Raw genomic sequence first — 25,919 nt, 5'->3', positions numbered from 1 at the left:
CGCCGGGTATGCCGCCGGCCGGCGGCGGGGCCGGCAAGAAGGCTACCGGCTGGGCTGCGCCGAAGCGCCCCTGGCCCTGCGGGCCGAGGCCCTGGTGCGGGGCATCTGTCCCGTCTGCGACCACCGGACCCGGGCCCGCCACGACCCCCGCAACCCGGCCCCGCCCGGCCTTAACGGCCCGGGGCAGGAGCCTGGCCCGGGTCGTCCCTCGCCGGTGCCTCCGGAGCCCGCACCTTCCCGGACGGCGCCAGCGCCTCCACCTCCGCCGCGATGAAGCGGGCCACCTGGGGCAGGGTCCACTCCCGGCGGTCGAACCACCGGACCTCCGGCAGCTGGTGGCGGAACCAGGTCCACTGCCGCTTGGCATAGTGCCGCGTGTTGCGGATCAGTCGCCGCCGGGCCTCGGCCAGGTCGTACTCGCCTCGCAGGTATGCCGCGATCTCCTTATAGCCCAGGGCCTGCAGCGCCGGCAGCCGGGTGTCGTACCCCGCTTCCAGCAGCCGGCGCACCTCCTCCACCAGGCCCCGGGCCAACTGGCGGTCGACCCGCCGGGCGATGGCGCGGTAGACGTCCTCCCGCTGTGCCGTCAGGCCGTAGCAGCGGGCCGCGAAGGCGAGGGGCCCCGAGCGCGGCGGCGCGAACTGGCTGGGCGGCCGGCCGGTCTGGTGCCAGATCTCCAGGGCCCGGACCAGCCGCTTGCGATCGCGGGGGTGGATGGCCGCGGCCCGCTGGGGGTCGACGGCGGCCAGCCGCCGGTGGAGGGCCTCCGGGCCCAGCTTCTCGTACTCTTCTTCCAGCCGCCGCCGCAGGCCCGGGTCGGGAGGAACGGGCTCGAAGTCGTAGCCCCGCAGCAGGGCGGTGACGTAATAGCCCGTCCCCCCCACCAGCACCGGGTACCTCCCCCGCCGGCAGATGGCCTGGATGGCCGCCGTGGCGTCCCGCCGGAAATCGGCCACGCTGTAGGGCTCATCGGGATCGCGGATGTCGATCAGGTGGTGGGGGATGCGGCGCCGGGTGGCGGGATCGACCTTGTCGGTGCCGATGTCCAGGCCCCGGTAGACCTGGGTGGAATCGGCGGAAACCACTTCGACCGGCAAGAGGCCGGCCAGCAGCAGGGAGAGTTCCGTCTTCCCCACCGCCGTGGGTCCCACGATCACGATGAGCACGCCGCCTCACCCCCCGCCCCGGCGACCGAACCGGCGCTCCAGCTCTTCCACCCCCAGCCGGATCACCGTGGGCCGGCCGTGGGGACAGGCATAGGGTTGCCGGCAGCGGGCCAGATCGGCCAGGAGCTGGGTCATCTCCTGGGGGTGGAGCCGGTCCCCCGCCTTGATGGCCGCCTTGCAGGCCGCCAGGATCCGGGCTGCCCGGTCGGTGTCCAGGATGGGGGCCTCCTGCCCGCCGCCCCGGACCGCCTCGGCCAGCAGCCGCGCCAGGAGGTCGGCCAGCAAGGACGGGGCCGGGCGGTCGGCCAGGGCGGCCGGCACCGCCCGCACGGCAACGGAGCGGGGCCCGAAGGGCTCAACCTGAAAGCCCAGGCGGGCCACGGCGCCGGCCTGCTCCAGCAACAGCGCGTATTCCGTGGCAGGCAGGTCCAGCACCACCGGAACGGCCAGCAGCTGGGTGGGCACCCCGGGCTGGCTGGCCCCCTGGGCCAGAAACCGCTCGAAGTAGATCCGCTCGTGGGCGGCATGCTGGTCGACCAGGTACAGGCCGTCGGGTCCCGCACAGGCCAGGTAGGTCCCCGCCACCTGGCCGAGGGGCTCCAGGCGCAGCAGCAGATCCCGGTCTTGCGGCCCGGGGTGCGCGGGCCCCGGTTCGGGCCTGGCGAGGGCCGGCACCTCCGCCTCCCGGGCAAACGGCCGGGTCCCTGCCGCCGGGCTGCCCGTTCCACCTGCTGTGGCACCCGTCCTGGCCCCCGGACCCCCCGGCCCCTCGCCGGGCGGCTCGGGCCCTGGCCTGGACGTCCCCGCTGGTTCGGCGGCCCGTTCCGGTCGCGGCCCGGGTGCCGCCCCGGTCCCCTGGGGTTCCGCCCCCCGGCGGAAGGCCTCCAGCCAGGCGGCCGTGGCACCCCCATAGGCCGCCGCGGCTTCCGCCGCCGCTTCGGGAGCCGGCCCACTCCCCGGCCGAACCGCCCAGGACGCCCCCCGGACCCACCGGGGCGCCCCCGGACGCCAGGGCCCCTGTCGGCCCCCCCGGCGCCCCCCGCGGGGGGTGGGCCGCTCGCCGCCGTTCTCAGGGAACGGTCCCGGCGCCGCCGGTCGCAGCAGGTCCCGCTCGGCCAGGGCACCTTCCACCGCCCGGTAGAGCAGGGACGCCACCGCCCGTTCCCGCACCAGGCGCACCTCCAGCTTGGCGGGGTGGACGTTGACGTCGACCTCCTCACCCGGTACCGTCACCGCCAGCACGGCGACGGGGTAGCGGCGGGCGGGCAGCAGGTGGCGGTAGGCGTTCTCCAGGCTGAAACGCAGGCTCGACACCTCGACGGGCCGGCGGTTGATGCTGATAAACTGCCAGGCACGGCTGGCCCGGGCGATGCGCGGAGCCCCCACGTAACCCTCGATCCGGCAGGCGTCGTCGGCGGCCGCCACCGGGATCAGGCCGGCGGCCACGTCCGGCCCGAAGCACTCCAGCACCACCACCGCCGGGTCGCCGCTGCCGGAGGTGCGCAGCACCTCCCGGCCGTTGTGCCAGAGCTCGAAGCGTACGTCGGGCCGGGCCAGGGCGTGGGCGGTGACCACGTCGGCGATGCGGCCGAACTCGGCCACGGGCCCCTTGAGGTGCTTGCGCCGGGCGGGCGTGTTGAAGAACAGGTCCCGCACGGTCACCCGGGTGCCGGGTGGGCTGGCCCAGGGCCCGGCGCTGCGCTCGGCGCCACCTTCGACCACCACCCGGAAGCCGCCCTCCGCCGCCGGCGGCCGGGTGACCAGCTCCAGGCGGGCCACCGAGGCCATGGCCGCCAGGGCCTCGCCCCGGAAGCCCAGGGTGCCGGCGCGGACCAGATCGTCCAGGCGGCTGATCTTGCTGGTGGCGTGGCGCTCCACGGCCAGCAGGGCATCGTCGGGGTCCATGCCGCAGCCGTCGTCGGACACGGTGATGGAGCGCAGGCCGCCCTCCGCCACGTCGATGCGGATGCGGCGGGCGCCGGCATCCAGGCTGTTCTCCACCAGCTCCTTGACCACCGAGGCGGGCCGTTCCACCACCTCGCCGGCGGCGATCTGGTTGATCACCTGGGGATCCAGGCGCCGGATCCTGCCCATGGGCCTCCTCCTATTCGCCGCCCTCCGCGAGCCGCTTCAGCCGCCGCTGCCAGGCGTAGAGCAGGTTCATTGCATCCAGCGGCGTCAGGCGGACCAGATCCAGGCGGGCCAGCTGCTCGAGCCAGACCCGCGCCAGGCGCTCCCCTGCGGGCGGGACGGCGGGGGCCCCCATCCCCCCGGCGGCCGGCGCCCCGGCCCCCGCCCCGGTGGCGGTGGCGGCCGGGGCGACAGGTTCGGGGGCCGCACCGGGGTCCCGGGGCCCGGTCCCTGAGACCCCGGCCGGGCCGGGAGGCTCCCCCGTGCCGGGCTCCCGGGCGGCGGCGGCCTGGGACCAGCCCGGCGGCGCCCCGGCACCACTCGGTGCCTCCGCCGGCGAGCCCGGCCCGAGGCCCGCGGTCCCCGGCGCCTCGCCGCCGGCCCGCCCGGTCGTTGCCATCCCGCCGGCCTCCCCCGCCGCGGCGCCCGGCCGCGGCCCGGCGGGCAGGCTGCCGCCACCGCCGGAGCCGGGGACCCCCGCCGGCGGAGCCCCGCCGGCCACGTCGGCGGGGCCGGTGCCGGGTTCGTCCCGGGACGGCGAAGCCGCCACGGGGCTCGCCATCAGGTCGGCCAGGGAGAGCTGCCGCGGCCCGGCCCGCCGGTCCAGTTCCGCCAGGATGGCCTTGGCCCGCTCCACGATCTCCACCGGCAACCCGGCCAGCCGAGCCACATTGATGCCGTAGCTGCGATCGGCGCCGCCGGGCGCGATGCGCCAGAGGAAGCGGATGCTGTCCCCTTCCTCCACCACCCGGGCGTGGTAGTTGCGGATGCCGGGGCGCGTGGCCGCCAGGCCCGTCAGCTCATGGTAGTGGGTCGACACCAGGGTGCGGGCCCCAATGCGGTCGTGGATGTACTCGATCACCGCCCGGGCGATGGCGATGCCGTCGAAGGTGCTGGTACCGCGGCCGATCTCGTCCAGCAGGATCAGGCTGCGGGGGGTGGCGTGGTGCACGGCCAGGGCCGTCTCCGCCACCTCCACCATGAAGGTGGACTGGCCCGAGGCCAGGTCGTCGCTGGCCCCCACCCGGCAGAAGATCCGGTCCACCAGGCCGATCTCCGCCTCGGCGGCCGGCACGAAGCTGCCCATCTGGGCCATGATGACGATGAGGGCCACCTGGCGCATGAAGGTGCTCTTTCCGGCCATGTTGGGGCCGGTGATCAGCATGACCCGTTCCTCTTCGCCGTCCAGATCGATGTCGTTGGGGACGAACCGGCCCTCCAGCGTCCGGTCCAGCACGGGGTGCCGCCCCGCCCGGATCCGCAGCCGTCGGCCGGAACCGAGCCGGGGCCGCACGTAGCCGTACCGGGCCGCGGCCTCGGCCAGGGCCGCCAGCACGTCCAGCTCGGCCAGGGCGTCGGCGGTGGCCTGCAGCTGGGGGATGGCCGCGGCCACCTCCTGCCGCAGCTCGAGGAACAGCTGGTGCTCCAGGGCCGCCAGGCGTTCCTCCGCCCCCAGGATCCGGCTCTCCATGGCCTTGAGCTCCGGGGTGACAAAACGCTCGGCGCCGGCCAGGGTCTGCCGCCGCTCGTAGTCGGGAGGCACCAGGTGCCGGTTGGCCCGGGTCACCTCGATGTAGTACCCGAAGACCTTGTTGAAGCCCACCTTCAGGGATTTGATGCCCGTGCGCTCCCTCTCCCGGGCCTCCAGGGCCGCGATCCAGTGGCGGCCCTGGGCCATGGCCTGGCGCAGGGCATCCACTTCGGGGTGGAACCCGTCCCGGATCAGCCCGCCCTCGGTGATGCCGGCGGGCGGATCGTCCACCAGCGCCCCTCGCAACCGGGCGGCCAGGCGGGCCAGCTGGGGATCCAGGGCCTGACGGACGGCCTCCAGCCGGCCCAGGGGGCCGGCCCCGGCGGCTCCCTCCAGCTGGGCCGCCAGGTCCGGCAGCCGCTCCAGGGCGCGGGCGATGCCCAGCAGGTCGCGGGCGTTGGCCTGCTGGTAGCCCACCCGGCCCAGCAGGCGGGGCAGGTCCTGCATGCCGGCCAGCAGCTGCCGCAGCCCGGCGCGCAGGAAGGGGTCGCGCACCAGGGCCTCCACCGCATCGAGCCGGGCGGAGATGGCCGCAGGGTCCACCAGGGGCCGCTCGATCCACTGCCGCAAGAGTCGCCGGCCCATGGCCGTCTCCGTCAGGTCCAGCACGTCCAGCAGGGTGCCCTGGCGGGAGCCGTCCCGCAGCCGGCGCACCAGCTCCAGGTTCCGGCGGCTGTTGGCGTCGATGGCCAGCCACTGACCCAGGGCATCGGTCCGCAGCCGGCGCAGGTGCTCCAGGTCCACCTTTTGCGTGGCCCGGAGGTAGGCCAGCAGCCCGCCACCCGCGCTGACGGCGGCGGCCCCGGTCTCCGCCCGGGCCTGGCCGACCGCCGGCCGGCCAAACTGGGCCGCCAGGGCGGCGGCGGCTTCCCGGAGGCGCCAGGGGCCGGCCGGAGTCCGGGTGACCGTGCAGCCTCGCTCCCGCAGGGCCTGCTCCAGCTTGGCGGCACCAGGTCCCTCGAGCCCCGGTCCCAGCAGGCACTCGGCCGCCTGCAGCCGGGCCAGCTCGTCCAGGGCCAGGCGCAGGGGGTCGTCCCCGGCCAGCTGGGCGATGGTGAACTCGCCCGTGGACACGTCGGCGTAGGCAAGCCCCAGAACCTGCGGGCCCCCGCCAGCGCTCCCGGCCTCAAGGCCGCTTCCTGCCTGCTGCAGGGCCGGGACCGTGCCATCACCAGGGTCCTGGGCCACAGGGTCCTGGGCCACCGGGCCGGCCAAACGGGCCGGGGCCGCCGGGCCGGCCCGGGGCCCGGTCGCGGCCGGTTCGTCCCCGGCCCCTGCCATGGCCCCACCAGCGCCCGCCCCCCTCGCCAGAGCGTGACGGGCGGTCGGTTCCGCCACAGGCCCCGCGGGGACCCGGGCGGCCTCCACCGCATCCCGGCCGGCAGGCGCCCCATCCCCGGCGTCGTCCCCGGTCACCTGGGCGGATTCGGCAGCGGCCTGGACGGTGCCCGCCACGACAGGCCTTGCCGCCCCCTCGGGCTGCTGGCCTGGCCCCCCAACCTCCCGCCGCCCGGTGGCCGGGGTGCCGGCCACCGGGCCCGGGTCCAGGGCCAGGGCGGCCACGTACCGGCTTTCGTCCCCTCCCGCCGCCGACCAGAGGGTGCCGGGGGTGACGACCCGCACCACCTCCCGGCGCACCAGCCCCCGGGCCAGCCGCGGATCCTCCACCTGCTCGCAGATGGCGACCCGGTAACCCGCTTCCACCAGGCGCGGAAGGTACTGGTCGACGGCGTGGTAGGGCACGCCGCACATGGGCACCCGCTCGCCCTTGGCCGTCTCCCGTGAGGTCAGGGTGATGTCCAGGATCCTGGCGGCCAGGCGGGCATCATCGCCGAACATCTCGTAGAAGTCGCCCAGGCGGAAGAACAGGATGCAGTCCGGGTAGCGCTCCTTCCACTCCCGGTACTGCCGCATCATCGGGGTTTCCCGGCCCGACCTGCCTCGCTGGGGCTCGTCAGCCTGCGCCATGATTGGAGCCTGCCACCCCCACCGCAGCGCTTCGCCTCCCGCCAAGCGGCGCCCCTTGCCTGCGCGGAATCGGGACAAAGCCCGCCGGGGCCCGGGCCGGGCCGGCTGCGGCCCATGGCCGCCCCCGGGCGGCGTCGCCCGGCTGGCCCGCGGCCTGCGCCCCGGTCCCCACCACCGCGCGCGCCGCGGTCCGTGCCACGGTTCGCGGCGCCGGAGCCGGCTACGGCCACAGCTGCCCTAGACGGCCGCGCCGCCCGCCGCGACCCCGCCCGGGTCAGGCCCCCTGGGCCGCGGCGCCGTAGGGCGAGAACTGCCCGTGCCGCCCGATTTCGGGCGCGTCGTCCGGCAAGAGCTCCAGCAGCCGCCCCTCCAGGGTGAAGGTCTGGGCCCGGGTGATCTCCACCCGGGCGAAGCGGCCGGCCCAGGCGGCGTCGCCGGGCACCAGCACCAGCTTGTTCGTCCGGGTGCGGGCGCTGAGGACCTGCGGGTTCTTCTTGCTGGGCCCGTCGATGAGGACCACGGCCCTCTGGCCCACCAGGCGCTTGTTCTTCCGCAGGTTGATCTCGTACTGCACCTCCATCAGCCGCTCCAGGCGCTCCTGCTTGACCTCCCGCGGCAGCTGGGGCCAGCGGGCGGCCGGCGTGCCCTCCCGGGGCGAGTAGATGAAGGTGAAGGCGTTGTCGTACTCCACCTGCCGCACCAGGTCCAGGGTCTGGCGAAAGTCTTCCTCGGTCTCCTTGGGGAACCCGACGATGATGTCCGTGGTGATGCAGGCGTCCGGCACCGCCTCCCGGATCTTCTCGATCAGGCGCAAGTAGTACTCCCGGGTGTAGCGCCGGTTCATCCAGCGCAGCACCTGGTTCGATCCGGACTGCACCGGCAGGTGGAAGTGCTCCGTCACCTTGTCGGACTCCGCGATGGTCCGGATCAGCTTGTCGGTGAAGTCCCGGGGGTGGGAGGTGGTGTACCGGATCCAGCGGATCCCCGGTACCTGGTCCAGGCGAGCCAACAGGTCCGCGAAATCGAACCCGATGCCCAGGTCCTTGCCGTAGGAGTTGACGTTCTGGCCTAGCAGGGTGACCTCCTTGTACCCCTCGGCGGCCAGGTACTCCACCTCGGCGATGACGTCTTCCGGGCGGCGGCTGCGCTCGCGCCCGCGGGTGGTGGGCACGATGCAGAAGGTGCAGAACTTGTCGCAACCATAGATGATGTTGACCCACGCCTTGACGCCCCCGGCCCGCCGCGAGGGCAGGTGTTCGACCACGCCCTCCGCCGCCTGCCAGACGTCGACCACCATCCCCTCTTCCCGCCGCACCCGCTCGATCAGCTGGGGCAGCTGGTGGACGTTGTGGGTGCCGAACACCAGGTCCACGTGGGGATAGTACCGCTGGATGCGGCGAATGGTGGCCTCCTCCTGGGCCATGCAGCCGCACAGGCCCAGGATCAGGTCCGGGTTCTTCTGCTTGAGCACCTTCAGGTAGCCGATGGTGCCGAAGACCTTCTCCTCCGCCGTCTCCCGCACGGCGCAGGTGTTGAGCAGGATCAGGTCCGCGTCGTCCAGGAGGCCGGCCGGGACCATGCCCATCTCTTCCAGCTGGCCGGCCAGGATCTCGCTGTCGCGCTCGTTCATCTGGCAGCCCCAGGTCAGGATCTTGTACGCAGGGTGGGGCTTGCCGAAGATCGACTCGGCCAGGGTGCGGCCGTCGGCCAGGCGCCAGACGTTCTGTTCGTCCCGGTAGGCGCCGTAACGGGTGGCCCACTGGGCCTGCAGCACCCGGTAGTCCTGGGTGCCTGCCGCCCCCGGCCGCGGGATCAGGGGCAGGGTTTCCATGGCTCGTTTCCTCCTTTGTACCTTCGTTCATTATGGGCGCTGCGGGCACCCGTGGGCAATGCAGCGGCTGGTACGGCATGCAGGCCGTTGCAGGCCGATGCAGGCCGATGCACGCTGTTGCACGCCGCACCCTGGCCACGGAAGCTGCGGTGCCGCCACGACCCTCCGGCCGGTGCGGGTTCCCCTGCCGGCTTGGGTGGGCGATCCAGGGGCATTCTAGGAAATGGAGAATCCAGGATGGAGGTGGTTGGGGTGGAACCCGGCGCAATGCCTGAAGGCGGGCTTTCCCAGGCCTCCCACGCCGGCGGGGCGCCTCCGGCGGCCGGAACGGGGCCTGGTGCTGCGGTGGCGTCCGGCGACACCGCCGCCTGGCAGGCGGCCCTGCCCGCCCTGACCCGGCGGCCGCCTTATGCGTGCCCGCGCTGCACCGGCAACCGGGCCTCCTTTACCCTGCTGTGGCCGCTGACCTGGTCCGTGCGGAAGAACGCCCACACGGGTCAGGTGGAGGAGTGGCGGGCAGGACCGGCGCTGGCCACCGCGGCCGGCGGAGAGCCGGACCTGACGGTGCGGTGCGAGCTTTGCGGCTTTGCGGGTCCGGAGTCCATGTTCACCGCTGCGGCCCGCCGCTTGCCGCCGCCTTTCCCGGCAGGACCCGCCGCCGGCGGATGAAGGCCAGCAGCCGCTGCCGCTGCCGCTCCAGCTCGTCCACCCGGCGGCGCAGCTGGCTGACCTCCGCCTCGTAACGCGCCTGCTGGGTCGCCAGCAGCTCGAGCAGCACCCGGCGGCTGCGGCGCAGGGTCACGACCCGCCGCTCCAGCAAGAGAATCCGGACCTGCCAGTCGCCGGCACCGCCCGGCCCCGCCGCCGCGCCCGCCTGCCCGGCGCCCGCCGGGACCGGTTCTTCCGGAGCGGGTACCGGAACCCGTTCCGCGGGCCGGGACGCCGGAGGCGGTCCTCCGGCGCCGGACCCCCGGGCCGTTCCACCGGGCCGGCGGAGCGGTGGCGCGCCCCGCGGCCCGTCGGGGGGCTTGGACCATCGGGCCTCACGCTTCACGGGCCTTACCTCCCAGGGGAGGATTATGCACGCGCCGGCCGGTCCATGCATCAGGCCCATTGGCCCCGGCATTGGGCCCGGCCCCGGGCTTGCCTCGGCCGCCGGCCGGCGGGCGCCCGGAGGCGATCTCTCGGCTTCGGAAGGGTGCGTCGAGAGGGTGCGGCCGGATCAGCAGGCTGCGTCTAGAGGGTGCACTTTGGATCGGCCGCCCGGGCGGCCAGTCGCTCCACCCACTCCCGCGGAACCCGCACCTGCCCCATCAGGGCGGGCTGGCCCGGCTGGGGTCCGTGGCAATCGGATCCTCCGGTGGGCACCAGATCCAGCTCGCTCGCTCGCGCCAGGAACGCGGCGGCCTGCTCGGGGCTGTGCTTGGAGTGATAGACCTCGACGCCTTCGAGGCCCACCTTTTTCCAGGTTGGCCACAGGCCGTGCAGGCGGGCGGGCAGGAGGCCCGGATGGGCCAGGACGGGCACGCCCCCCGCGGCCCGGATGGCCGCGATGGCCTCTTCCGGCGCCAGGGGCGCGCGGGGCACGTAGCCCGGCTTGCCCGGCGTCAGGTACCGCTCAAAGGCTTCGGCCACCGTGGCCACCACCCCGGCGTCCACGAGGGCCCGGGCCACGTGGGGGCGCCCTATGGCGCCCCCTTGGGCCATGGCCCGAATCCGCGCCTCATCCAGGACGATCCCGGCCTCCGCCAGGCGCTGCAGCATGCGGGCCAGCCGCTGCTCCCGCGAGGCCCTGCGGCGCGCCAGCAGCTGCACCAGGGGCTCGTCGGCCTCGTCGACCCAGTACCCCAGGATGTGAACGCCAACCCGGCGGCTACCCAGGTCGACGTCGGTGCTGAGTTCGACCCCCGGCACCAGAACCACCCCGGCCTCCCGCGCCGCTTCCCGGGCCGCCGGCAGGCCGGCCAGGGTGTCGTGGTCCGTGATGCCGACGAACTCGAGCCCCGCCTCCTGGGCCATGCGGATGCGCTCTCGGGGAGTGACGGTGCCGTCGGAGGCGGTGGTGTGGGTGTGCAGGTCGGCCCCACCCCGCTCCGGCGTCATGCCCGTCCCCCCGCCGCCAGGTTGCGGGCCAGTTCCACCAGGGTGCGGACGCCGTAGCCCGTGGCGCCCTTGCCGTGATCGCCCTCGACCCGGTCGGACCAGGCCACCCCAGCGATGTCCAGGTGCGCCCAGGGCGTGTCGCCGGCAAAGGTCTGGAGGAACAGGGCCGCGGTGATGGACCCGGCGGGCCGGCCGCCGGTGTTGCGCAGGTCGGCATACTCGCTGCGCAGCCGCTCCCGATAGGACGCCACCAGGGGAAGCCGCCACAGGGGCTCGCCGGCGGCGCCGGCGGCCCGCAGCACCCGCGCTGCCCAGGCATCGTCGTTGGCAAACAGGCCCGCCACGTGATGCCCCAGGGCGATGACCATGGCGCCGGTCAGGGTCGCCAGGTCGATCAGCCGCCGGGCACCCCGCTCGCGGGCGTAGGCCAGGGCATCGGCCAGGATCAGGCGCCCCTCCGCGTCGGTGTTGTTCACCTCCACGGTGGTGCCGTCGTAGGTGGTGATCACGTCACCGGGCTTGAAGGCGCGGCCGCCGGGCATGTTCTCCACCGCGGCCACCACACCCAGCAGCCGGGCGGGCAGGGCCAGCCGGGCCACGGCCTCCAGCGCCGCGATGACCGCCGCCGCGCCCATCATGTCGAACTTCATGTCCTCCATGCCTTCCCGGGGCTTGAGGGAGATGCCGCCCGTGTCGAAGGTGACGCCCTTGCCCACGAAAGCGGCGTCGGGCGGTTCCGATCCATCCCGCCCCGGCCCCACGTAGTCGATGGCAATGAGCCGCGGCGGCTGGGCACTGCCCTGGCCCACGGCCAGGATGGCCCCGAAGCCACGCCGCCGCAGCTCCTCCTCGTCCAGGACGGTCACCTGCACGCCGGGCAGCTCCTCCAGGCGCGCGGCCGCCTCGGCCAGCCGGGCCGGCGTCAGGTCGTTGGCCGGCCGGTTGCCCAGCTGGCGAGCGGTGATGACGGCTTCGGCGAGGATGCGCCCTTCCTGCAGGCCCCGCTCCAGCGCCTGCTGCTGCGCGCCGCTGCGGTCGACCAGCCAGATCCGCTCCACGCCGGCCCCATCGCCTTCGTCCCCGGCCCGGGCGCGCCGTCCCAGGGGCCGGCCGCCGCGGCGCCCCGTGGGGTCGACGGCACCCCCCAGAAGGCCCAGGGCGTGGCTCGTTTCGTGAGCTGTCTCCAGGCCTGCCCCAGCCGGGGCGCCGGGCCCCGCCTGGCGGGCGGCGGATCCGGCCCAGGACCCCGCGGCTCCTTCCCTGCTGCCTCCATGGGCCGGGGCACCGCCCAGCCCTGCCGCGCCCCTGCCGCCTCCTGCTGCCTCACCGCCCTCACCGGGCCGCCCCACCGGCCCTACGGGCTGGTAGCGGTACAGGCCCAGGAGGGCACCCTCCACCGTGGCCAGGGCGGCCAGCTGCGGATCCAGCCCGCCGATGCCGGCACCGTGGGCAATGGTGGCCACCGAGCGGCAGCCGTGCTTCTTCGCCGCCCGCAGCGCGGTGGCAGAGGCCGTCCGGGCTGCCACGCGGCCGAACTCCTCCCGCGGGCCCAGGCCCGCCACCACCACCCAGCGGGCGGGAAGCCGGCCCAGGGTGGGCAGCACCAGCACCTCCCCCAGCCGGCCGCGCAGGGCGCCGGCGGCGATGGCTTCCTGAATGGCGCCGTGGAGCGCCTGATCCACCGCCCCCGTGGCGCCGCCCGGCACCGTGACCCCCTCAAACAGGTTGACCACCACGGCGTCGGCGGCCACCTCCGTCACCGGCACCACGCGAAAGGCGACCTCCGGCATGCGTATGCCATTCCCTCCCAAGGTCATGCCATCCCCTCCCCGGGTCAAGGTTCCCCTCCACGGGCTCCGCCGGCCGGGTCCTCCGGCACCGGGTAGGCCGGCTCACCCGCCGACCACACCTGGCGGAAGACCCGGAGGAAATTCTCACCCAGGATCCAGCGCAGGTGTTCTTCCTTCCAGTTGCGTCGCAGCAGCGCTTCGACCAGCCGTGGCAGGCGGGTGACGTCCTCCAGCCCCTGGGGTGTCTCGCTGATGCCGTCGAAATCCGAGCCCAGGCCGATGTGGGCGGGGCCCACCAGGGCGGCGATGTGTTCGATATGTCGAACCACGTCGTCGATGGTGGCGGGGCCCTCGGGCCGGAGGAACCGGGCGAAGAAGTTCATCCCCATGACGCCCCCCCGGGCGGCCAGGGCGCGGATCTGGTCGTCGGTCAGGTTGCGCGGGTGGGGGCAAAGGGCCCGGCAGTTGGAGTGGGAGGCCACCACGGGTTGGCTTGATACGGCCAGGACATCGTAGAAGCCGGCATCGGAGAGGTGGCTCACGTCAACCACCATGCCCAGGCGGTTCATCTCCCGCACCACCTGCTCCCCCAGCTGGGAAAGGCCGCCCCCGCTGCGGGCGTCGCCGGCTCCGTCGGCCAGGTCGTTGCGCTCGTTCCAGGTCAGGCCGATCAACCGAACCCCCAGGCGATGGAGCAGGCGCAGGATGCCCAGCCGGCCCTGCAGGGCCTCGCCCCCCTCGATGCCGATGATGGCAGCCACCTTCCCCGCCGCCAGGGCGCGATCCAGCTCTGCGACGGTGGTCACCACGGTGATCCGGTCGGGGTAGAGGGCCACCTCCCGGAGGAACACGTCGTAAAGCTCCATGAAGCGGATCAGGGCGGCATGGGGCTTGTAAACGGGTTCGATATAGTGGGCGAAGACCTGCACGCCGACGCCAGCCTCTTCCAGGCGGGGCAGGTCCACATGGCCCTGGTAGGAACGCTCGCCCAGCCGCCGGCGACCGGCGGCCAGATCAAGGACGGTGTCGACATGGGCATCCACAATGGGGCCGTAGGGCGTATAGGACATGGCTTTCGCCTCCTGATGGGTGGGTCGAACCGGCAGGCAAGCGGCCGGATCCGCCTCGGCCGGTAGGGCCGGCTGGGGCGGGCCGGGGGCGGCAGGGGCCCGCTCCAGCGGGCAGGCCCCTCCTTCCGCAACCATGCCGGTGCGCAGGGCACGCCTCATGCCGTGGCCGGCACCATCCTGCCGCACCGTGCATCCCCGGCACCGCGGCCGCGGCCCCTACCGGGGCGGCGCCCGTACCGCGGCAGCGGCCGGGGAACGGCCCGGCCGGAGGCGGACCGGCGGCGGCCCGCGCCCTCAGCCGGAATCCTCCAGCCGGATGCGCTCGATGGCCACAGCCCGGCCGGTGTCGCGGTCCACGTCCACGATGACGCCGCACAGCATGCGCGGCCCGGACGCCACCTCCAGGGTCACGTGGAGCTGGGTGCGCAACCGCTGGATGACCAGGTCGGGCCGGAAGCCGATGACGGAATCCCGGGGTCCCGTCATCCCCACGTCGGTGATGGCGGCCGTGCCCCCCGGCAGCACCCGCTCGTCGGCCGTGGCCGTGTGGGTGTGGGTGCCCAGCACCGCCGAGACTCGCCCGTCCAGGTACCAGGCCATGGCCTGCTTCTCCGACGTGGCGTCGCCGTGGAAGTCCACCAGGATGGCCGTGGCCTGGCCGGCCAGCTCGGCCAGCGCCTGGTCGGCCGCGGCGAAGGGGTCGTCCAGCAGGCTGTCGGCGAAGACCCGGCCCATGAGGCAAACCACCGCCACCGGGCAGCCGCTGCGCCCCTCCACCACGGCCATCCCCCGGCCCGGCGGGCGACCGGGCCAGTTCAGTGGGCGCAGCACCCGCGGGTGGCGGTCCAGGTAGGGCAGGATCTCCTTGCGATCGGCCCAGTGATTGCCCAGGGTGATGACGTCGGCCCCCGCGGCGAAGATCTCCTCGGCGGTGTCCGGGGTCAGGCCCCACCCGCCGGCGGCATTCTCGCCGTTGACCACCGTCAGCTCGATGGCATGCTGTTCGATCAGGGTCTCCAGGTGGTCCCGCAGCATGCGCCGCCCCGCCCGGCCCACCACATCGCCGATGAACAGTAGCCGCACGCCCGTGCCCCCTATCCTGGCTCTGGGTTGAAAAGCCGCGGCGCGCCGAAACGGCGGGCCCCCGCCCGCCGTTTCGGCGCGCCCTGTCACACCCCGGCTGCCTGCGCGGCCCAAAGGGCGGCCCCCGGCCGCCCTTTGGGCCGCCTCGCCTCAACGCGCGTACTCCGTCACCCTCGTCTCCCGGATCAGCGTCACCTTGATCTGGCCCGGGTACTGCAGCTCCTGCTCGATCCGCTTGGCGATCTGCCGCGCCAGCAGGTAGGCCTCGGCGTCATCCACCTTGTCCGGGTGGACCATGATCCGGACCTCGCGCCCGGCCTGGATGGCGTAGGCCTTGGCGACGCCTTCGAAGCTGCTGGCGATCTCCTCCAGCTGCCGCAACCGCCGGATGTAAGCCTCCAGGGTTTCCCGCCGGGCACCCGGCCGGGCCGCCGACAGGGCGTCGGCCGCCGTCACGATCACGGCCTCGATGGTCCTGGGCTCGAAGTCGCCGTGATGGCAGGACATGGCATGGATGACCTCTTCGGACTCATGATACTTCTGCAGGATCTCCATGCCAATGGTCAGGTGGGTGCCCTCCATCTCGTGGTCCAGGGCCTTGCCGATGTCGTGCAGCAAGCCGGCGCGCCGGGCCACGTTGACGTCGGCCCCCAGTTCATACGCCATCAGGCCGCACAGGTGAGCCACCTCGATGGAGTGCTGCAGGATGTTCTGGCCGTAGCTGGTGCGAAAGGCCAGCCGCCCGAGGAGCTTGACCAGCTCGGGGTGCAGGTTGTGCACGCCCACCTCGTAACAGGCGCGCTCGCCTTCCTCCTGGATGCGCTGGTCCATCTCCTGCACGGCCTTGGCGTACATCTCCTCGATCTTGGCGGGGTGGATGCGGCCGTCGGCGATGAGCTTCTCCAGGGTCATCCGTGCGATCTCCCGCCGGATGGGGTCGAAGCAGGAGATCACCACGGCTTCCGGCGTGTCGTCGATGATCAGGTCGACGCCGGTCAGTGCCTCAAAGTGGCGGATGTTGCGGCCCTCCCGGCCGATGATCCGCCCCTTCATCTCATCTCCCGGCAGCTCCACCACCGAGACGGTCAGCTCCGGCACGTACTCCGCCGCCAGGCGCTGGACGGCGGTGGCGATGATCTCCCGGGCCCGCCGGTCGGCTTCCGCCCGGGCTTCTTCCTCCATCTCGCGGATCATCACGGCCAGGTCATGGCGCATTTCCTGCTGGACCTGAGCCAGCAGGTACTCCCGCGCCTCCTCCCGGCTCAGCCCGGCGATGCGCTCCAGCTCCGTCATCTGGCGCAAGCGGAGCTCTTCCACCAGCTCCTCCGCCCGGTCCAGGTCCCGCTCCCGGGCCCGCATGAGCTCTTCCCGCTCGTCCAGCTGCCGGGCCCGGCGGTCCAGCGCCTCCTCCCGCTGGAGGAGGCGGCGCTCCAGCTGCTGCAGTTCCTGGCGCCGCTCCCGGGTTTCGCGCTCGAAGTCGGTCCGCAGCCTGTGGACCTCTTCCTTCGCCTCCAGCAGGGCCTCGCGCTTGCGCGCCTCGCCTTCCTTACGCCCTTCCTCCACCAGCTGTCGGGCCAGAGCCTCGGCAGACCCGATCCGGCTTTCGGCCACCAGCTTCCGGATCACGTAGCCCGCCGCCCCGGCGATGACAACGGTGACGAGCACGATCAGGACGACGATGGCTGTCGACACCATCCCTTTCACTCCCTCGGGCCACGACCAGCAGTCCCCCGGTCCCCGCCGCCGCTGGGGTCCCTGTAACAAAAAAGCCGAGTTCGGGGACCCGGCTCGGCGCGCTGACCACTCCGACGCACGCCCCGAACCCCGTGGGGGCCGGGACGGGGACCGGCAATCCGTTCGTTGTTACGCCCAGGTTTCGGACATATTTCATGATTATCGCCGATTTTCGTCAAAAGGCGGATGCGTGGTCGCGTTTTCGAGTCATCCCGATAATTCATTCTAGGGGCTGCGGGAAAGCCATGTCAAGGGAACCGCGGCCAGGCCTCCCTGCCGCTCCCTGACCGGGCGGGTGCCACCGGCCGTCCCCTCCGCAGCCGGCGGCCGGGGGCCAGGCGGGCTCGCTGCAGGAGCTGATAAAAAAGACCCGAGCGGCAGGCCGCGCGGATCGCCCCCCATCCAGCACTGCACCGGTGGCCGTCCGGCCACCGGCCACCGGGCCCGCCTCCGGGCCGCTGCTCCCGGGCGCCCGCGTCAGGGATCGGCGCCGGCCCTCCCGCCCGCCCCGTCCTGAAGGTCACCTAAGAGCTCGCGCACCACCCTCTCCGCCACCTGGGCATGAAACCCCCGGCCCAGAAGGTACCGGTACAGCCGCCCCGCGGCCCGCCGGCGCGCGTCGCTACCGGGCCGGTCCCTGGCCTGCAGGCTGGCCTCCGCGCCCTGGCGGCGGGCCAGGCTCCCCTCAAGTTGCGCCCAGCGGCGGCGGGCCAGCTGGCGCGCCTGTTCCAGCTCGGCCCCTTCCGGCCATCCTTCGGCCAGGACCTGGTCGGCCAGGGGCGGCGCGATCCCGCGGCGCAGAAGCTCGGCCCGCAGGCGGAGGGGTCCGATATGTCGAACCTGCGCCCCTTCCACCTGGTCCCGGGCTAGCTGCCGGTCATCGATGTAGCCCCAACCCCGCAGGCGATCCAGAGCAGCCGCCACCACCGGCTCCGGGAAACCCCGTTCCTGCAGCCGCCGGGCGATCTCCCTGGCCGTACGCGCCCGCAAGCCCAACCAGCGCAAGGCCAGGGCGAGGGCCTGGTCCAGGCCCAGTCCCTCGCCGCCGCCAGCGCCGGCGCCCCCCGCCGGCCGGTCCCACCTGGCGGCCCCGCCCGCTCCGGCGCTCCCGGCCGGCTCGTCTCCGGCCTCCCCCGCGCCCCCGGATACCGGTCTCGCGCCGGCCAATGCGGTCCCTCCTCCTTGCCGGGCGCCTGCGAGGCCGCCCGCCGTAAGGCCCTCCTCCCAGGTGCCTTCACTCGTCCTCGTTGGCCGTGGCGGCCCGGATGCCACCCAGGCTCAGCAGCTCCCGTAGCCGCCGTTCGATGGCATCGGCCACCTCGGGGTGCTGCACCAGGTACTCCCGCGCGTTCTCCCGGCCCTGGCCGATGCGGGTGTCCCCGTAGGAATACCAGGCGCCCGCCTTCTCGATGATGCCGTGCTGGGTGGCGATGTCCAGCAGGTCGCCCTCCCGGGAGATGCCCTTGCCGTAGAGCAGGTCGAACTCCGCCTGGCGGAAGGGCGGGGCGACCTTGTTCTTCACCACCTTGGCCCGGGCGCGAATACCGATCATCTCGCCGCCCTGCTTGAGCGTCTCCACCCGGCGCACATCCAGCCTAACCGAGGCGTAGAACTTCAGCGCCCGCCCGCCGGGCGTCACCTCGGGATTGCCGAACATCACCCCCACCTTCTCCCGGATCTGGTTGATGAAGATCAGGCAGGTCCTGGACTTGGCGATGGCTCCGGTGAGCTTGCGCAGGGCCTGGGACATGAGCCGGGCCTGGAGGCCCACGTGGGCGTCGCCCATCTCCCCTTCGATCTCCGCCCGGGGCACCAGGGCGGCCACCGAGTCGATGACGATCACGTCCACCGCGCCGCTGCGCACCAGGGCTTCGGCGATCTCCAGGGCCTGTTCGCCGGTGTCCGGCTGGGAGATCAGCAGGTTGTTGATGTCGACCCCGAGATTTTCCGCATAGACCGGATCCAGGGCATGCTCGGCGTCGATGAACGCGGCCACCCCTCCGGACCGCTGGGCGGACGCCACCACGTGGAGGGCCACGGTGGTCTTGCCCGACGCCTCCGGCCCGAAGATCTCGATGATCCGGCCCCGGGGCATGCCGCCAACCCCCAGGGCGATGTCAAGAGCCAGGGAGCCTGTCGGGATGACCTCGACGTTCAGGCGCGCCGAGGCTTCCCCCATGCGCATGATGGAGCCCTTGCCGAACTGCTTCTCGATCTGGTTGAGGGCCATCTCCAGGGCCCGCTCCCGCTCGATCATGGGCGTCGCCTCCGTCTCCGGCCGCACCCGTGCCCGCAGGTAACGGCCTGCCGAATCCCGCCACGGATTTCCAGTTTCTACCTTACCGTGGGGCAGGGGGCTCGTCAAGGCCGGCGGCCGCCGCCTCCCCCAGGGGCCAGCGGTGCAGCGGCGTGTACACCGGCCCGCCAGGATGCAACTGGCTGCGGAACAGGACCATGGCCCGCACGGGAAGCCGGCCCCAGTCCTGTTCCCGCACCGCCACGGCATGGGGCCAGCGGTCGAGGTCGATCCAGCCGCCACGGACCCGGGCCAGGGTGATGTGGGCCTGGAAGGGCTGGTGCACCGGATCCAGGTCGGGCGCCACCGCCAGCAGCTGCGTCTCCAGGCTGGCCGCCAGGGCGGCCAGCCCGGCGGCTCCCTCGCCCACTCCGGCCCACAACGTGCGGGCCCGGCCGGCAGCGGGAAAGCCGCCGACCCCTCGCACCTCCACGTCCAGCGGGGCCGCCTCCCGCGCCGCCTTCGCCCCGGCTGCCACCAGGGAGGGAATGCTGGCCACGGGGCGGTTCCCCAGAAACCGCAAGGTGATGTGCAGGTCCCCGGGACGGACCCACTTGAGCCCGGGCCGCTGGCGGCGGGCCGCGGCCATCCAGGCCTGCAGCGCCCCGGCCACCGGGCCCGTCACGGGCACGGCGATGAACAGCCGCCAGTGGTCTTCGCCGTCCCCACCGGCCGCGGTGCGGGCCGGCATGGGCCGGGGCCCGCGGTCCGCACGAGCGGCCGCGACCGGCCGCCGGGCGGCCGCGTTCGTCCCCTCCGCCGGCACGGACTGCCGGTTCCTGTCGATGGCCGCCACCTCCAGACGGACACGGGCTGGCGGAGCCGGCGAGCGGCCCTGCGGCAAGACCGCGCACCTCCCCGGCGGCTCCCGGGCCGGGCGGACCGTGAGCCCGCGCGATCCCTGCCGGGCGCGTGCCCGGCAGGGATCCGGGCCACCGCCGGCCCGGCACCGAACAATAGTTTGACATGCCGGCGTCGAATCCTGCGCCGGAGGCAACCTGCATCCCGAGGCGGTCCGGGGTGGCGGGGTGCGGGGCAGCGGAGGCTACGCGGCCGGCCGGGGGCCGGCCCGGTGGCCGGTGGGATGGCCGGCCGGGTGGACGGCAGGACGCCGGACAGCCGCTGAGACGAGCCGGCCGGCCGGGCCCGGCACCTGGCCAGGACCCCCGGGCCATGGCAGGTCGATCCGGGGGCGACGGCCGGTCCGGCGGGCGGTCCGGGCGTCAGGGGCCGTCACCGCCGCCCGCGGGCAACTCCTCCAGGGGCAGGGACGGCCGTTCCCGGAAGGAGACAGGGGCATCCGGCCGGCCGTCCACCACGTAGCGCTGCAGGGTGAAGCCCGTGGACGCCAGGCGAAAGACCTCGACCGCATCGACGGCGATGGGTACCCAGCCCGGAGCGTCGCCCGGCGCCGGCACCAGGGTCAGCAAGAGCAGGCCGTACGGGATCTCCCGCGGCGCGGTGAGGCCGCGCAGGCCGGCGGCCCCCGTGGAACCCGGGTTGAGGAACAGGCCCTGCGGGGTGTCGTCCACCCGCTGGACGTGGGTGTGGCCGCTGACCAGGACGGGGACCCGGCCCCGGAACCGGCCCGCCACCACGGGGTTGTGGACCACCAGGATGTCCGGACGCCGCGGCGCCGCCTGGAGGAGGCTCTCCAGCGCCCCCACTTGGGCTTCGATCTCCGCCGGCCGACCCATGGCGGGGGACACGCGGTGACTGGCCGGATCCCGGCTGGCGGCCAGGAGCAGCCCGCCGGGCAGGGTGACCAGCCCGTCCTCCAGGATCTGAACGCCGGTCTGGGTTGCCAGGGCGCCGAGCGACTGGGGGGAGTCGTGGTTCCCCGGCACCAGGTAGTAAGGAACCTCCAGATCGGCCAGCTCGGCCACCAGGCGGGCTTCCGGCGCGGTGCCCCAGTCCGCCACGTCGCCCGCGTCCAGGATCAGGTCGGGGCGGAAGCTGGCGGCCATCTCCCGGATCAGCCGGACCCCCGCCGGGTTGTTGTGCAAGTCCGAGACGATGAGCACCCGCAGGCTCTCGTCCTGGGGCACCACCGCCTGCTGGACCTCGATCCCCTGGTAGAGGTCGTTCAGCCGGCCCACCAGCACCTCCATCTGGCGGCTGAAGGCCTCCACCTTGGCCGGGGTGCGGGTGAACACGTCCAACAGCCAGGGGGCCGCGGTGATGGCGCCGCTGTACTCCGCCTGGCGGAAGGCGCCGGGATCGTAGGTCTGCTGGGTTGCCACCACCAGGCCGCCACCGACCAGCAGGCCCACCGCCGCCCCCACGCCGATCCGGCGCCAGCGCCGCCGGGCCAGGACGAACCCGGCCAGCCCGCCGCCCAGGGCACCCAGCAGGACCAGGCGCAGGGCAAACCGGCGCGCCACTCCGCCGACCTGCTGGCGCAGGCTGTCCACCAGGCCGCGGGTGCCCCGGTGCTCCAGCAGCCGGCCCAGGGTCGGGATATCGACGGTCTCCAGCCGCACCTCGAGCTCCAGGGGAGCGGCGTGGGTGGCCGCGCGCACCCGGCCCAGGGGCGGGATGGCCACTTCGGTCAGCCCCTGCCACGCCGGGCGGGCCGCCAGGGCCACGCCGAAGGGGCCCAGGCTGACCCGGGCGGGCGAACCGGCCACCATGGCCAGGTAGGCCGCAGCGGCAGCCGCCAGGATCAGGACCAGGCGCCGCTGCCACAGGCGCAAGACCCGCAATGGCGCAGGCCGCGGGGAATGCCCTTCCGTGCCCGGCAAGCCCGCCCCTCCCCTCACGAGCGCCCCGCCGCTCCGGCCCGCGGCCGGTGGGCGGCGGCACCCGGCCACCCGGACGCCGCAGACCACAGCCATCCCGCAGCACCCGCCCGGCAGGATCGCCGGACCTGCCGGCGGCCTCCGCCAGCCTCCCGGCGGCCGCGCCTCACCGGGTCGCGGGGGCCGGGCCGGTACCCGCCGGCCCCGGCCCCGGAGCGGGAGGTCCGGACCTGGGCGAGCCGGGCGCCCTTCCCTCGACTCTGGCACCGTGCCATGCTTACCGTGACCCTTTCGGCGCGCCGGCACCCATTGACACCGGTGGCCGCACCTGGCAGGGAGGGCCGCACCGGGGACCGGGCGGGAGGGCCGGTAGCGGGGTTCCGGCACCGTCGGGGGATGGCGGTTCCGTCCGGCTCGATGGGCCGCCGACGTCCGGGAAGGGCTTGTGAGGGAAACCGCGGGAGGGATGCACGATGGGCCGCGCCGGGCCGGCCCGGCCATGGACCCCCGGCGGGACGCCGGGGCGTGCGGCCCGTCAGGCCGGGCCCGCGGCCCCGGCGTTCCCGGCCTCCAGGCCTTCCACCAGGGCCCGGTAGAGCAGCAGCAGGGCCGCCTGGGCCGAGCGGGCCTTGACGGTGTCGCGGTCGCCCAGGAAGCGGTGGCGTTCCACCCGGCTTCCTCCCGGGCCGGCGACGGCCACGTAGACGGTGCCCACCGGCTTTTCCGGCGTGCCGCCGCCCGGACCGGCGATGCCCGTGGTGGCCACGCCCCAGTGGGCTCCGAACATGCGCCGCACGCCCGCCGCCATGGCCCGGGCCACCACCTCGCTCACCGCGCCGTGGGCCGCCAGGTCGTGGGGGCTGACCCCCAGGGCCAGCACCTTGGCGGCATTGGCGTACGCCACCACGCCCGCCAGGAAATAGGCGGAGCTTCCCGGCACGGCGGTGAGGCGGTCGGCCACCCGCCCGGCGGTGCAGGACTCCGCCACCGCCACCGTCTCGGCCCGCCGCCCCAGCAGCTCCCCGACCACCGCCTCCAGGGTCTGGTCACCCTCGCCGTAGACGTGGATGCCCAGCCGCTGGCGGATGGCCGCGGCCACCGCCTCCAGCTCGGCCAGGGCGGAGGCGGCGGCCGCCTCCGGTGATGGCGCCGCGCCCGCGCTGGCGGCGGGCGCTCCGGGGTCCCGCCCCGGCCCGCCGCCGGGTTCTGCCCCGGGAGGAAGGGGCACCTTGGCCGCCAGCCGCACGTGGACCTCCCCGTCCCTGGCGTAGGTGGCCAGGGTCACCCGCTGCTGCCGGGCGAACAGGTCCGCCAGCCGGTGCTCCACCTCGCTCTCCCCGAGCCCCGCGACCCGGAGCACCCGCCGCACCAGGCGCATGCCCCCCGCCCGGCGGCTCCACCGCTCCAGGTAGGGGACCAGCGGGCCGTCCACCATCGGGCGCAGCTCCCGGGGCGGCCCGGGCAACGCGACGAACCAGCGGCCGCCGTCCCACTCCAGGACGAATCCCGGCGCGGTGCCGTTGGGATTGGGCAGGATGGCGCTGCCCGCCGGGAAGAGCGCCTGCTTGCGGTTGCCCGGGGCCATGGACCGGCCCCGGGCGGCGAAGTAGCGCTCGATCCCCTCCAGCACACCGGCGTCCAGGACCAGGGGACGGCCCGTCACCCGGGCGATGGCCTCCCGCGTGAGGTCGTCGCCGGTGGGGCCCAAGCCGCCGGTGACGATGACGACGCCCGCCCGGCCGGCGGCCTGTCGCAGGGCCGCCTCCAGGCGGGCGGGGTTGTCGCCCACGGTGACATGGTGGTAGACGTCGATGCCGTACTCCGCCAGCCGCTGGGAGAGAAAGGCGGCGTGGGTGTTGATGGTTTCGCCCAGCAGCAGTTCCGTGCCGACGCAGACGATCTCGGCGTTGAGGCCGCTCCCGGCCCCGGTCCCCCCGGCGCCGGCCCCGCCCGTGCCCGTGCCGTCCCGCGCTGTCCCGTCCATGTCCATCCGTCGCCCCCTGCCGATCCCCGCGACCGACCCGCCCCCGCGGCGCTCTGCCCTTGGGGCCGTCCCTTCAATCGCCGGCCGTGTCCTGCGGCGCGCCGCGCCGGCCCCGGGGGCCGGGTTCGTCCCGGCCGGAACTGCCGTCCTGTGGCCCGCCGGGCCCCTCCGGCCCCGGGCCGCCACCCGCCGGTCCGCCGTCCCGCGGGCCCGGGCCGCCGCCGGCGGCTTCCTCCGCGGTGCGGCCCGCGGCGCCGCCCGGCAGGGGCGGCAGGCCCACCAGCCGCCGGAACTCGGCCGAGGTCAGCCGCTCGCGCTCGAGCAGGACCTCGGCCGCCGCGCGCAGCCCGTCGCTGAACTCGCCCAAAAGCGCCCGGGCCCGCAGTTCCTGGCGCCGCAGCACCCGGCTCACCGCCCGGTGCAGCGCCGCGGGCGGCAACACGTCCCGGGCCACCACCCCCAGGGGTGTCATGCCGTCTTCCACCATGCGCCGGGCCAGTTCCACCGCCTGCTGGAAGTCGGCGGCGGCGCCGGTGCTGGGCCGGCCCAAAAGCAGCCTCTCGGCTTGCGAACCGGCCAGGGCGATGCAGATGGTGTCCTCCATCTGGTCCTGGGTCTGGAGGAACCGGTCCTCGTCGGGGCGCTGGCGCACGTAGCCCAGCGCCTGCCCCCGCGAGGCGATGGTCACGCTGGCCACCGAACCGGGGCGCAGGAGCTCGGCCACCAGGGCGTGGCCGCACTCGTGCACGGCGATCCGCCGCCGCTCCTCCTCCCCGGGCCGCCGGTCCAGGCGCTCGCCCATCATCACCTTTTCGATGGCCTCGCGCAGGTGCTCCATGGTGATGGCCGGCGCTCCCGCCCGCATGGCCAGGATGGCGGCCTCGTTGCACACGCTCTCCAGGTGGGCGCCGGAGAAGCCGAAGGTCTCCTGGGCCACCTGGCCCAGGTCGACGTCCGCGGCCAGGGGCTTGCCGCGCATGTGGATGCGCAGCACCTGCTCCCGCGCCTCCCGGTCGGGCAGCTCGACCCGCACGATGCGGTCGAAGCGGCCGGGCCGCAAGAGGGCATCGTCCATCAGGTCGACCCGGTTGGTCGCCGCCATGACCAGCACCTGCACGTCGTCATCGGATCCGATGCCGTCCAGCTCCACCAGCAGCTGGTTCAGGGTCTGGTCGTACTCCAGGTGCGAGGTGTGCCGGCCCCGCTTGCCCGCCAGCACCTCGATCTCGTCGATGAACAGGATCGCGCTCTGCTTGCCCTGGCGCCGCGCCAGCCGCCGCACCTCCGCGAAGACCTCCCGCACCCGCTGGGCGCCGACCCCCGCGTACACCTCGACGAAGGCCGAACCCGAGGTGGCCAGGAAGGCCGAGTCGGTGTAGGTGGCCGCCGCCTTGGCCAGCAGGGTCTTGCCGGTGCCCGGCGGCCCCGCCAGCAGGATGCCCTTGATGGGCCGGATGCCGAAGCGCTGCGCCTCCTTGGGCCGGCGCAGGAACTCCAGGGCCTCCTTCAGCTCCTGCTTGGCCGCCGCCTGCCCGCCGATGTCGTCGAAGGTGACGCCCGTGGACTCGACGGCCCGCGCCGCCGGCCCGCGCCCCGTTGCCGGCAACAGGCCCGACCGGAACACGTAGAGCAGCACGCCGGCCAGCACCAGCAGGGGCAGCCACTGGGCCAGGGGCAGCCGCAGGAGGAAGAAGGCCAGCACCCCGGCCCCCACGCCGACGGCGATCTCCAGCCAGCGGTCCTTCACCGGGCCGTCACCTCCTGCTCCGGCCGCAGGGGCATGACGGAATACAGGACACCCTCGCCGCGAGCCAGCTCCAGGTAGAGGAACTCGGCGTCGACGTACAGCCGCGCGCGGTCGAGGCCCAGGCGCCGGCCGGCGGCTTCCACCTGGCGGGCGGCTTCGGCATAGTCGCCCCGGCTGCGCCCTTCCTCCACGTAGTAGCTCACCTCGTAGAACGCCTGCTCCAGCTCGGGCGTCCGGCGGTCGGCCAACTCCAGGTCATACTGGCCGGGACCCAGCCGCCGGTCGGCCCGCTCCCGCAGTTCCCGGTAGGTGGCGGGGAAAAGGTCCACGCTGCCCAGCTGGACGCGCACGTGCCAGCGGCCGGCGTCCCGTTCCACCGTCACCGCCGCCACCCCGGGCACGCCGGCCAGATCCCGCTCCAGCGGCGCTGCCTTGGCCTGTTCCTGGTAGAACAGGCTGGCCAGCAGGAGGACCCCCAGGGTGATGGCCGCGGTCAGGGCCACCCAGCGGATTTCCAGCGGTCGTCCAAACATGCGCTTCAACCCCATCGTCGCCCCAGCAGCCGCTCCGGGCGATGCCGTGATCAACGAACCGGGGAACATCCCGTTCCCACCGGGGTGCATCGATTCAGAAGCGGCGAAGGCCGCCGCACCGGGTACGAGAAGCGGCGCTGGATCGCGGTCAAGCAGCGTAAAAGGCACGAAGAGAGGTCAACAAACCGTCAACAGGCAGGTTCCATTATACC

The 25,919-nt window shown here is 74.1% G+C and carries 18 protein-coding genes and 1 pseudogene; 1 reads left to right on the top strand and 18 read right to left on the bottom strand.

Annotated features, from left to right (window positions below; all coding sequences use genetic code 11):
• Positions 1-170 precede the first annotated feature (170 nt).
• From miaA to miaB, 5 genes and pseudogenes are all read right to left on the bottom strand, one after another.
• Entirely contained in the window at positions 171-1,166 is a 996-nt protein-coding gene (gene miaA / locus DYI95_RS05355) for a tRNA (adenosine(37)-N6)-dimethylallyltransferase MiaA (RefSeq protein ID WP_305849879.1), read from the bottom strand.
• 6 nt (positions 1,167-1,172) lie between these two features.
• Positions 1,173-3,260 (bottom strand): DNA mismatch repair endonuclease MutL, encoded by a 2,088-nt coding sequence (gene mutL / locus DYI95_RS05350; RefSeq protein WP_116901452.1) that lies wholly within the window; start codon positions 3,258-3,260, stop codon positions 1,173-1,175.
• A gap of 10 nt (positions 3,261-3,270) precedes the next feature.
• Complete coding sequence (gene mutS / locus DYI95_RS05345; RefSeq protein ID WP_243149941.1) at positions 3,271-6,108, bottom strand: DNA mismatch repair protein MutS; 2,838 nt, start codon at positions 6,106-6,108, stop codon at positions 3,271-3,273.
• Between the two features lie 270 nt (positions 6,109-6,378).
• Positions 6,379-6,744 (bottom strand): annotated as a pseudogene (locus DYI95_RS05340) (DNA mismatch repair protein MutS); the annotation flags it as partial.
• A gap of 325 nt (positions 6,745-7,069) precedes the next feature.
• Positions 7,070-8,626 carry a tRNA (N6-isopentenyl adenosine(37)-C2)-methylthiotransferase MiaB gene (gene miaB, locus DYI95_RS05335; RefSeq protein ID WP_116901453.1) on the bottom strand — a complete coding sequence of 519 codons (1,557 nt, stop codon included), beginning with the start codon at positions 8,624-8,626 and terminating at the stop codon, positions 7,070-7,072.
• 252 nt (positions 8,627-8,878) lie between these two features.
• Here miaB and DYI95_RS05330 point away from each other — a divergent pair, with 252 nt between their 5' ends.
• Positions 8,879-9,295, top strand: coding sequence for an acyl transferase (locus tag DYI95_RS05330; protein ID WP_116901473.1), 417 nt, complete (start codon positions 8,879-8,881; stop codon positions 9,293-9,295).
• On the opposite strand, the gene DYI95_RS05325 is transcribed toward DYI95_RS05330, so the two are convergent.
• The 13 genes from DYI95_RS05325 to DYI95_RS05265 form a co-directional block, all read right to left on the bottom strand.
• Entirely contained in the window at positions 9,234-9,680 is a 447-nt protein-coding gene (locus DYI95_RS05325) for a hypothetical protein (protein ID WP_116901454.1), read from the bottom strand. The genes DYI95_RS05330 and DYI95_RS05325 overlap by 62 nt on opposite strands.
• Before the next feature lie 182 nt (positions 9,681-9,862).
• Positions 9,863-10,729, bottom strand: a complete 867-nt coding sequence (locus tag DYI95_RS05320) for a PHP domain-containing protein (protein ID WP_116901455.1) — start codon at positions 10,727-10,729, stop codon at positions 9,863-9,865.
• Positions 10,726-12,519, bottom strand: a complete 1,794-nt coding sequence (locus DYI95_RS05315) for a leucyl aminopeptidase (RefSeq protein ID WP_243149883.1) — start codon at positions 12,517-12,519, stop codon at positions 10,726-10,728. The genes DYI95_RS05320 and DYI95_RS05315 overlap by 4 nt, the downstream gene beginning before the upstream one ends.
• Positions 12,520-12,563: 44 nt before the next feature.
• Positions 12,564-13,589, bottom strand: coding sequence for a dipeptidase (locus tag DYI95_RS05310; protein WP_116901475.1), 1,026 nt, complete (start codon positions 13,587-13,589; stop codon positions 12,564-12,566).
• Between the two features lie 294 nt (positions 13,590-13,883).
• Positions 13,884-14,672 (bottom strand): TIGR00282 family metallophosphoesterase, encoded by a 789-nt coding sequence (locus DYI95_RS05305; protein WP_116901456.1) that lies wholly within the window; start codon positions 14,670-14,672, stop codon positions 13,884-13,886.
• Between the two features lie 150 nt (positions 14,673-14,822).
• Positions 14,823-16,367 carry a ribonuclease Y gene (rny, locus tag DYI95_RS05300; RefSeq protein WP_116901476.1) on the bottom strand — a complete coding sequence of 515 codons (1,545 nt, stop codon included), beginning with the start codon at positions 16,365-16,367 and terminating at the stop codon, positions 14,823-14,825.
• Between the two features lie 516 nt (positions 16,368-16,883).
• Positions 16,884-17,573, bottom strand: a complete 690-nt coding sequence (locus tag DYI95_RS05295) for a regulatory protein RecX (RefSeq protein ID WP_116901477.1) — start codon at positions 17,571-17,573, stop codon at positions 16,884-16,886.
• A 67-nt stretch (positions 17,574-17,640) separates the two neighbouring features.
• Positions 17,641-18,663 carry a recombinase RecA gene (gene recA, locus DYI95_RS05290; protein WP_006904887.1) on the bottom strand — a complete coding sequence of 341 codons (1,023 nt, stop codon included), beginning with the start codon at positions 18,661-18,663 and terminating at the stop codon, positions 17,641-17,643.
• An 82-nt stretch (positions 18,664-18,745) separates the two neighbouring features.
• Complete coding sequence (thpR, locus tag DYI95_RS05285; protein ID WP_116901580.1) at positions 18,746-19,393, bottom strand: RNA 2',3'-cyclic phosphodiesterase; 648 nt, start codon at positions 19,391-19,393, stop codon at positions 18,746-18,748.
• A 532-nt stretch (positions 19,394-19,925) separates the two neighbouring features.
• Positions 19,926-21,446 (bottom strand): metallophosphoesterase, encoded by a 1,521-nt coding sequence (locus tag DYI95_RS05280; protein ID WP_116901478.1) that lies wholly within the window; start codon positions 21,444-21,446, stop codon positions 19,926-19,928.
• A gap of 532 nt (positions 21,447-21,978) precedes the next feature.
• Entirely contained in the window at positions 21,979-23,427 is a 1,449-nt protein-coding gene (locus DYI95_RS05275) for a competence/damage-inducible protein A (protein ID WP_243149882.1), read from the bottom strand.
• Positions 23,428-23,500: 73 nt separating this feature from the next.
• Positions 23,501-25,174: an AAA family ATPase gene (locus tag DYI95_RS05270; protein WP_116901480.1), complete on the bottom strand. Its 1,674-nt coding sequence runs from the start codon at positions 25,172-25,174 to the stop codon at positions 23,501-23,503.
• Entirely contained in the window at positions 25,171-25,707 is a 537-nt protein-coding gene (locus tag DYI95_RS05265) for a hypothetical protein (protein ID WP_243149881.1), read from the bottom strand. The genes DYI95_RS05270 and DYI95_RS05265 overlap by 4 nt, the downstream gene beginning before the upstream one ends.
• Positions 25,708-25,919 lie beyond the last annotated feature (212 nt).

This window comes from Thermaerobacter sp. PB12/4term (assembly GCF_003403315.2).
In the GTDB taxonomy this organism is placed as follows: Bacteria; Bacillota; Sulfobacillia; order Thermaerobacterales; family Thermaerobacteraceae; genus Thermaerobacter.
Note: the sequence above shows the minus strand (reverse complement) of the source record. Positions and strands in the feature narration are given on the sequence as shown.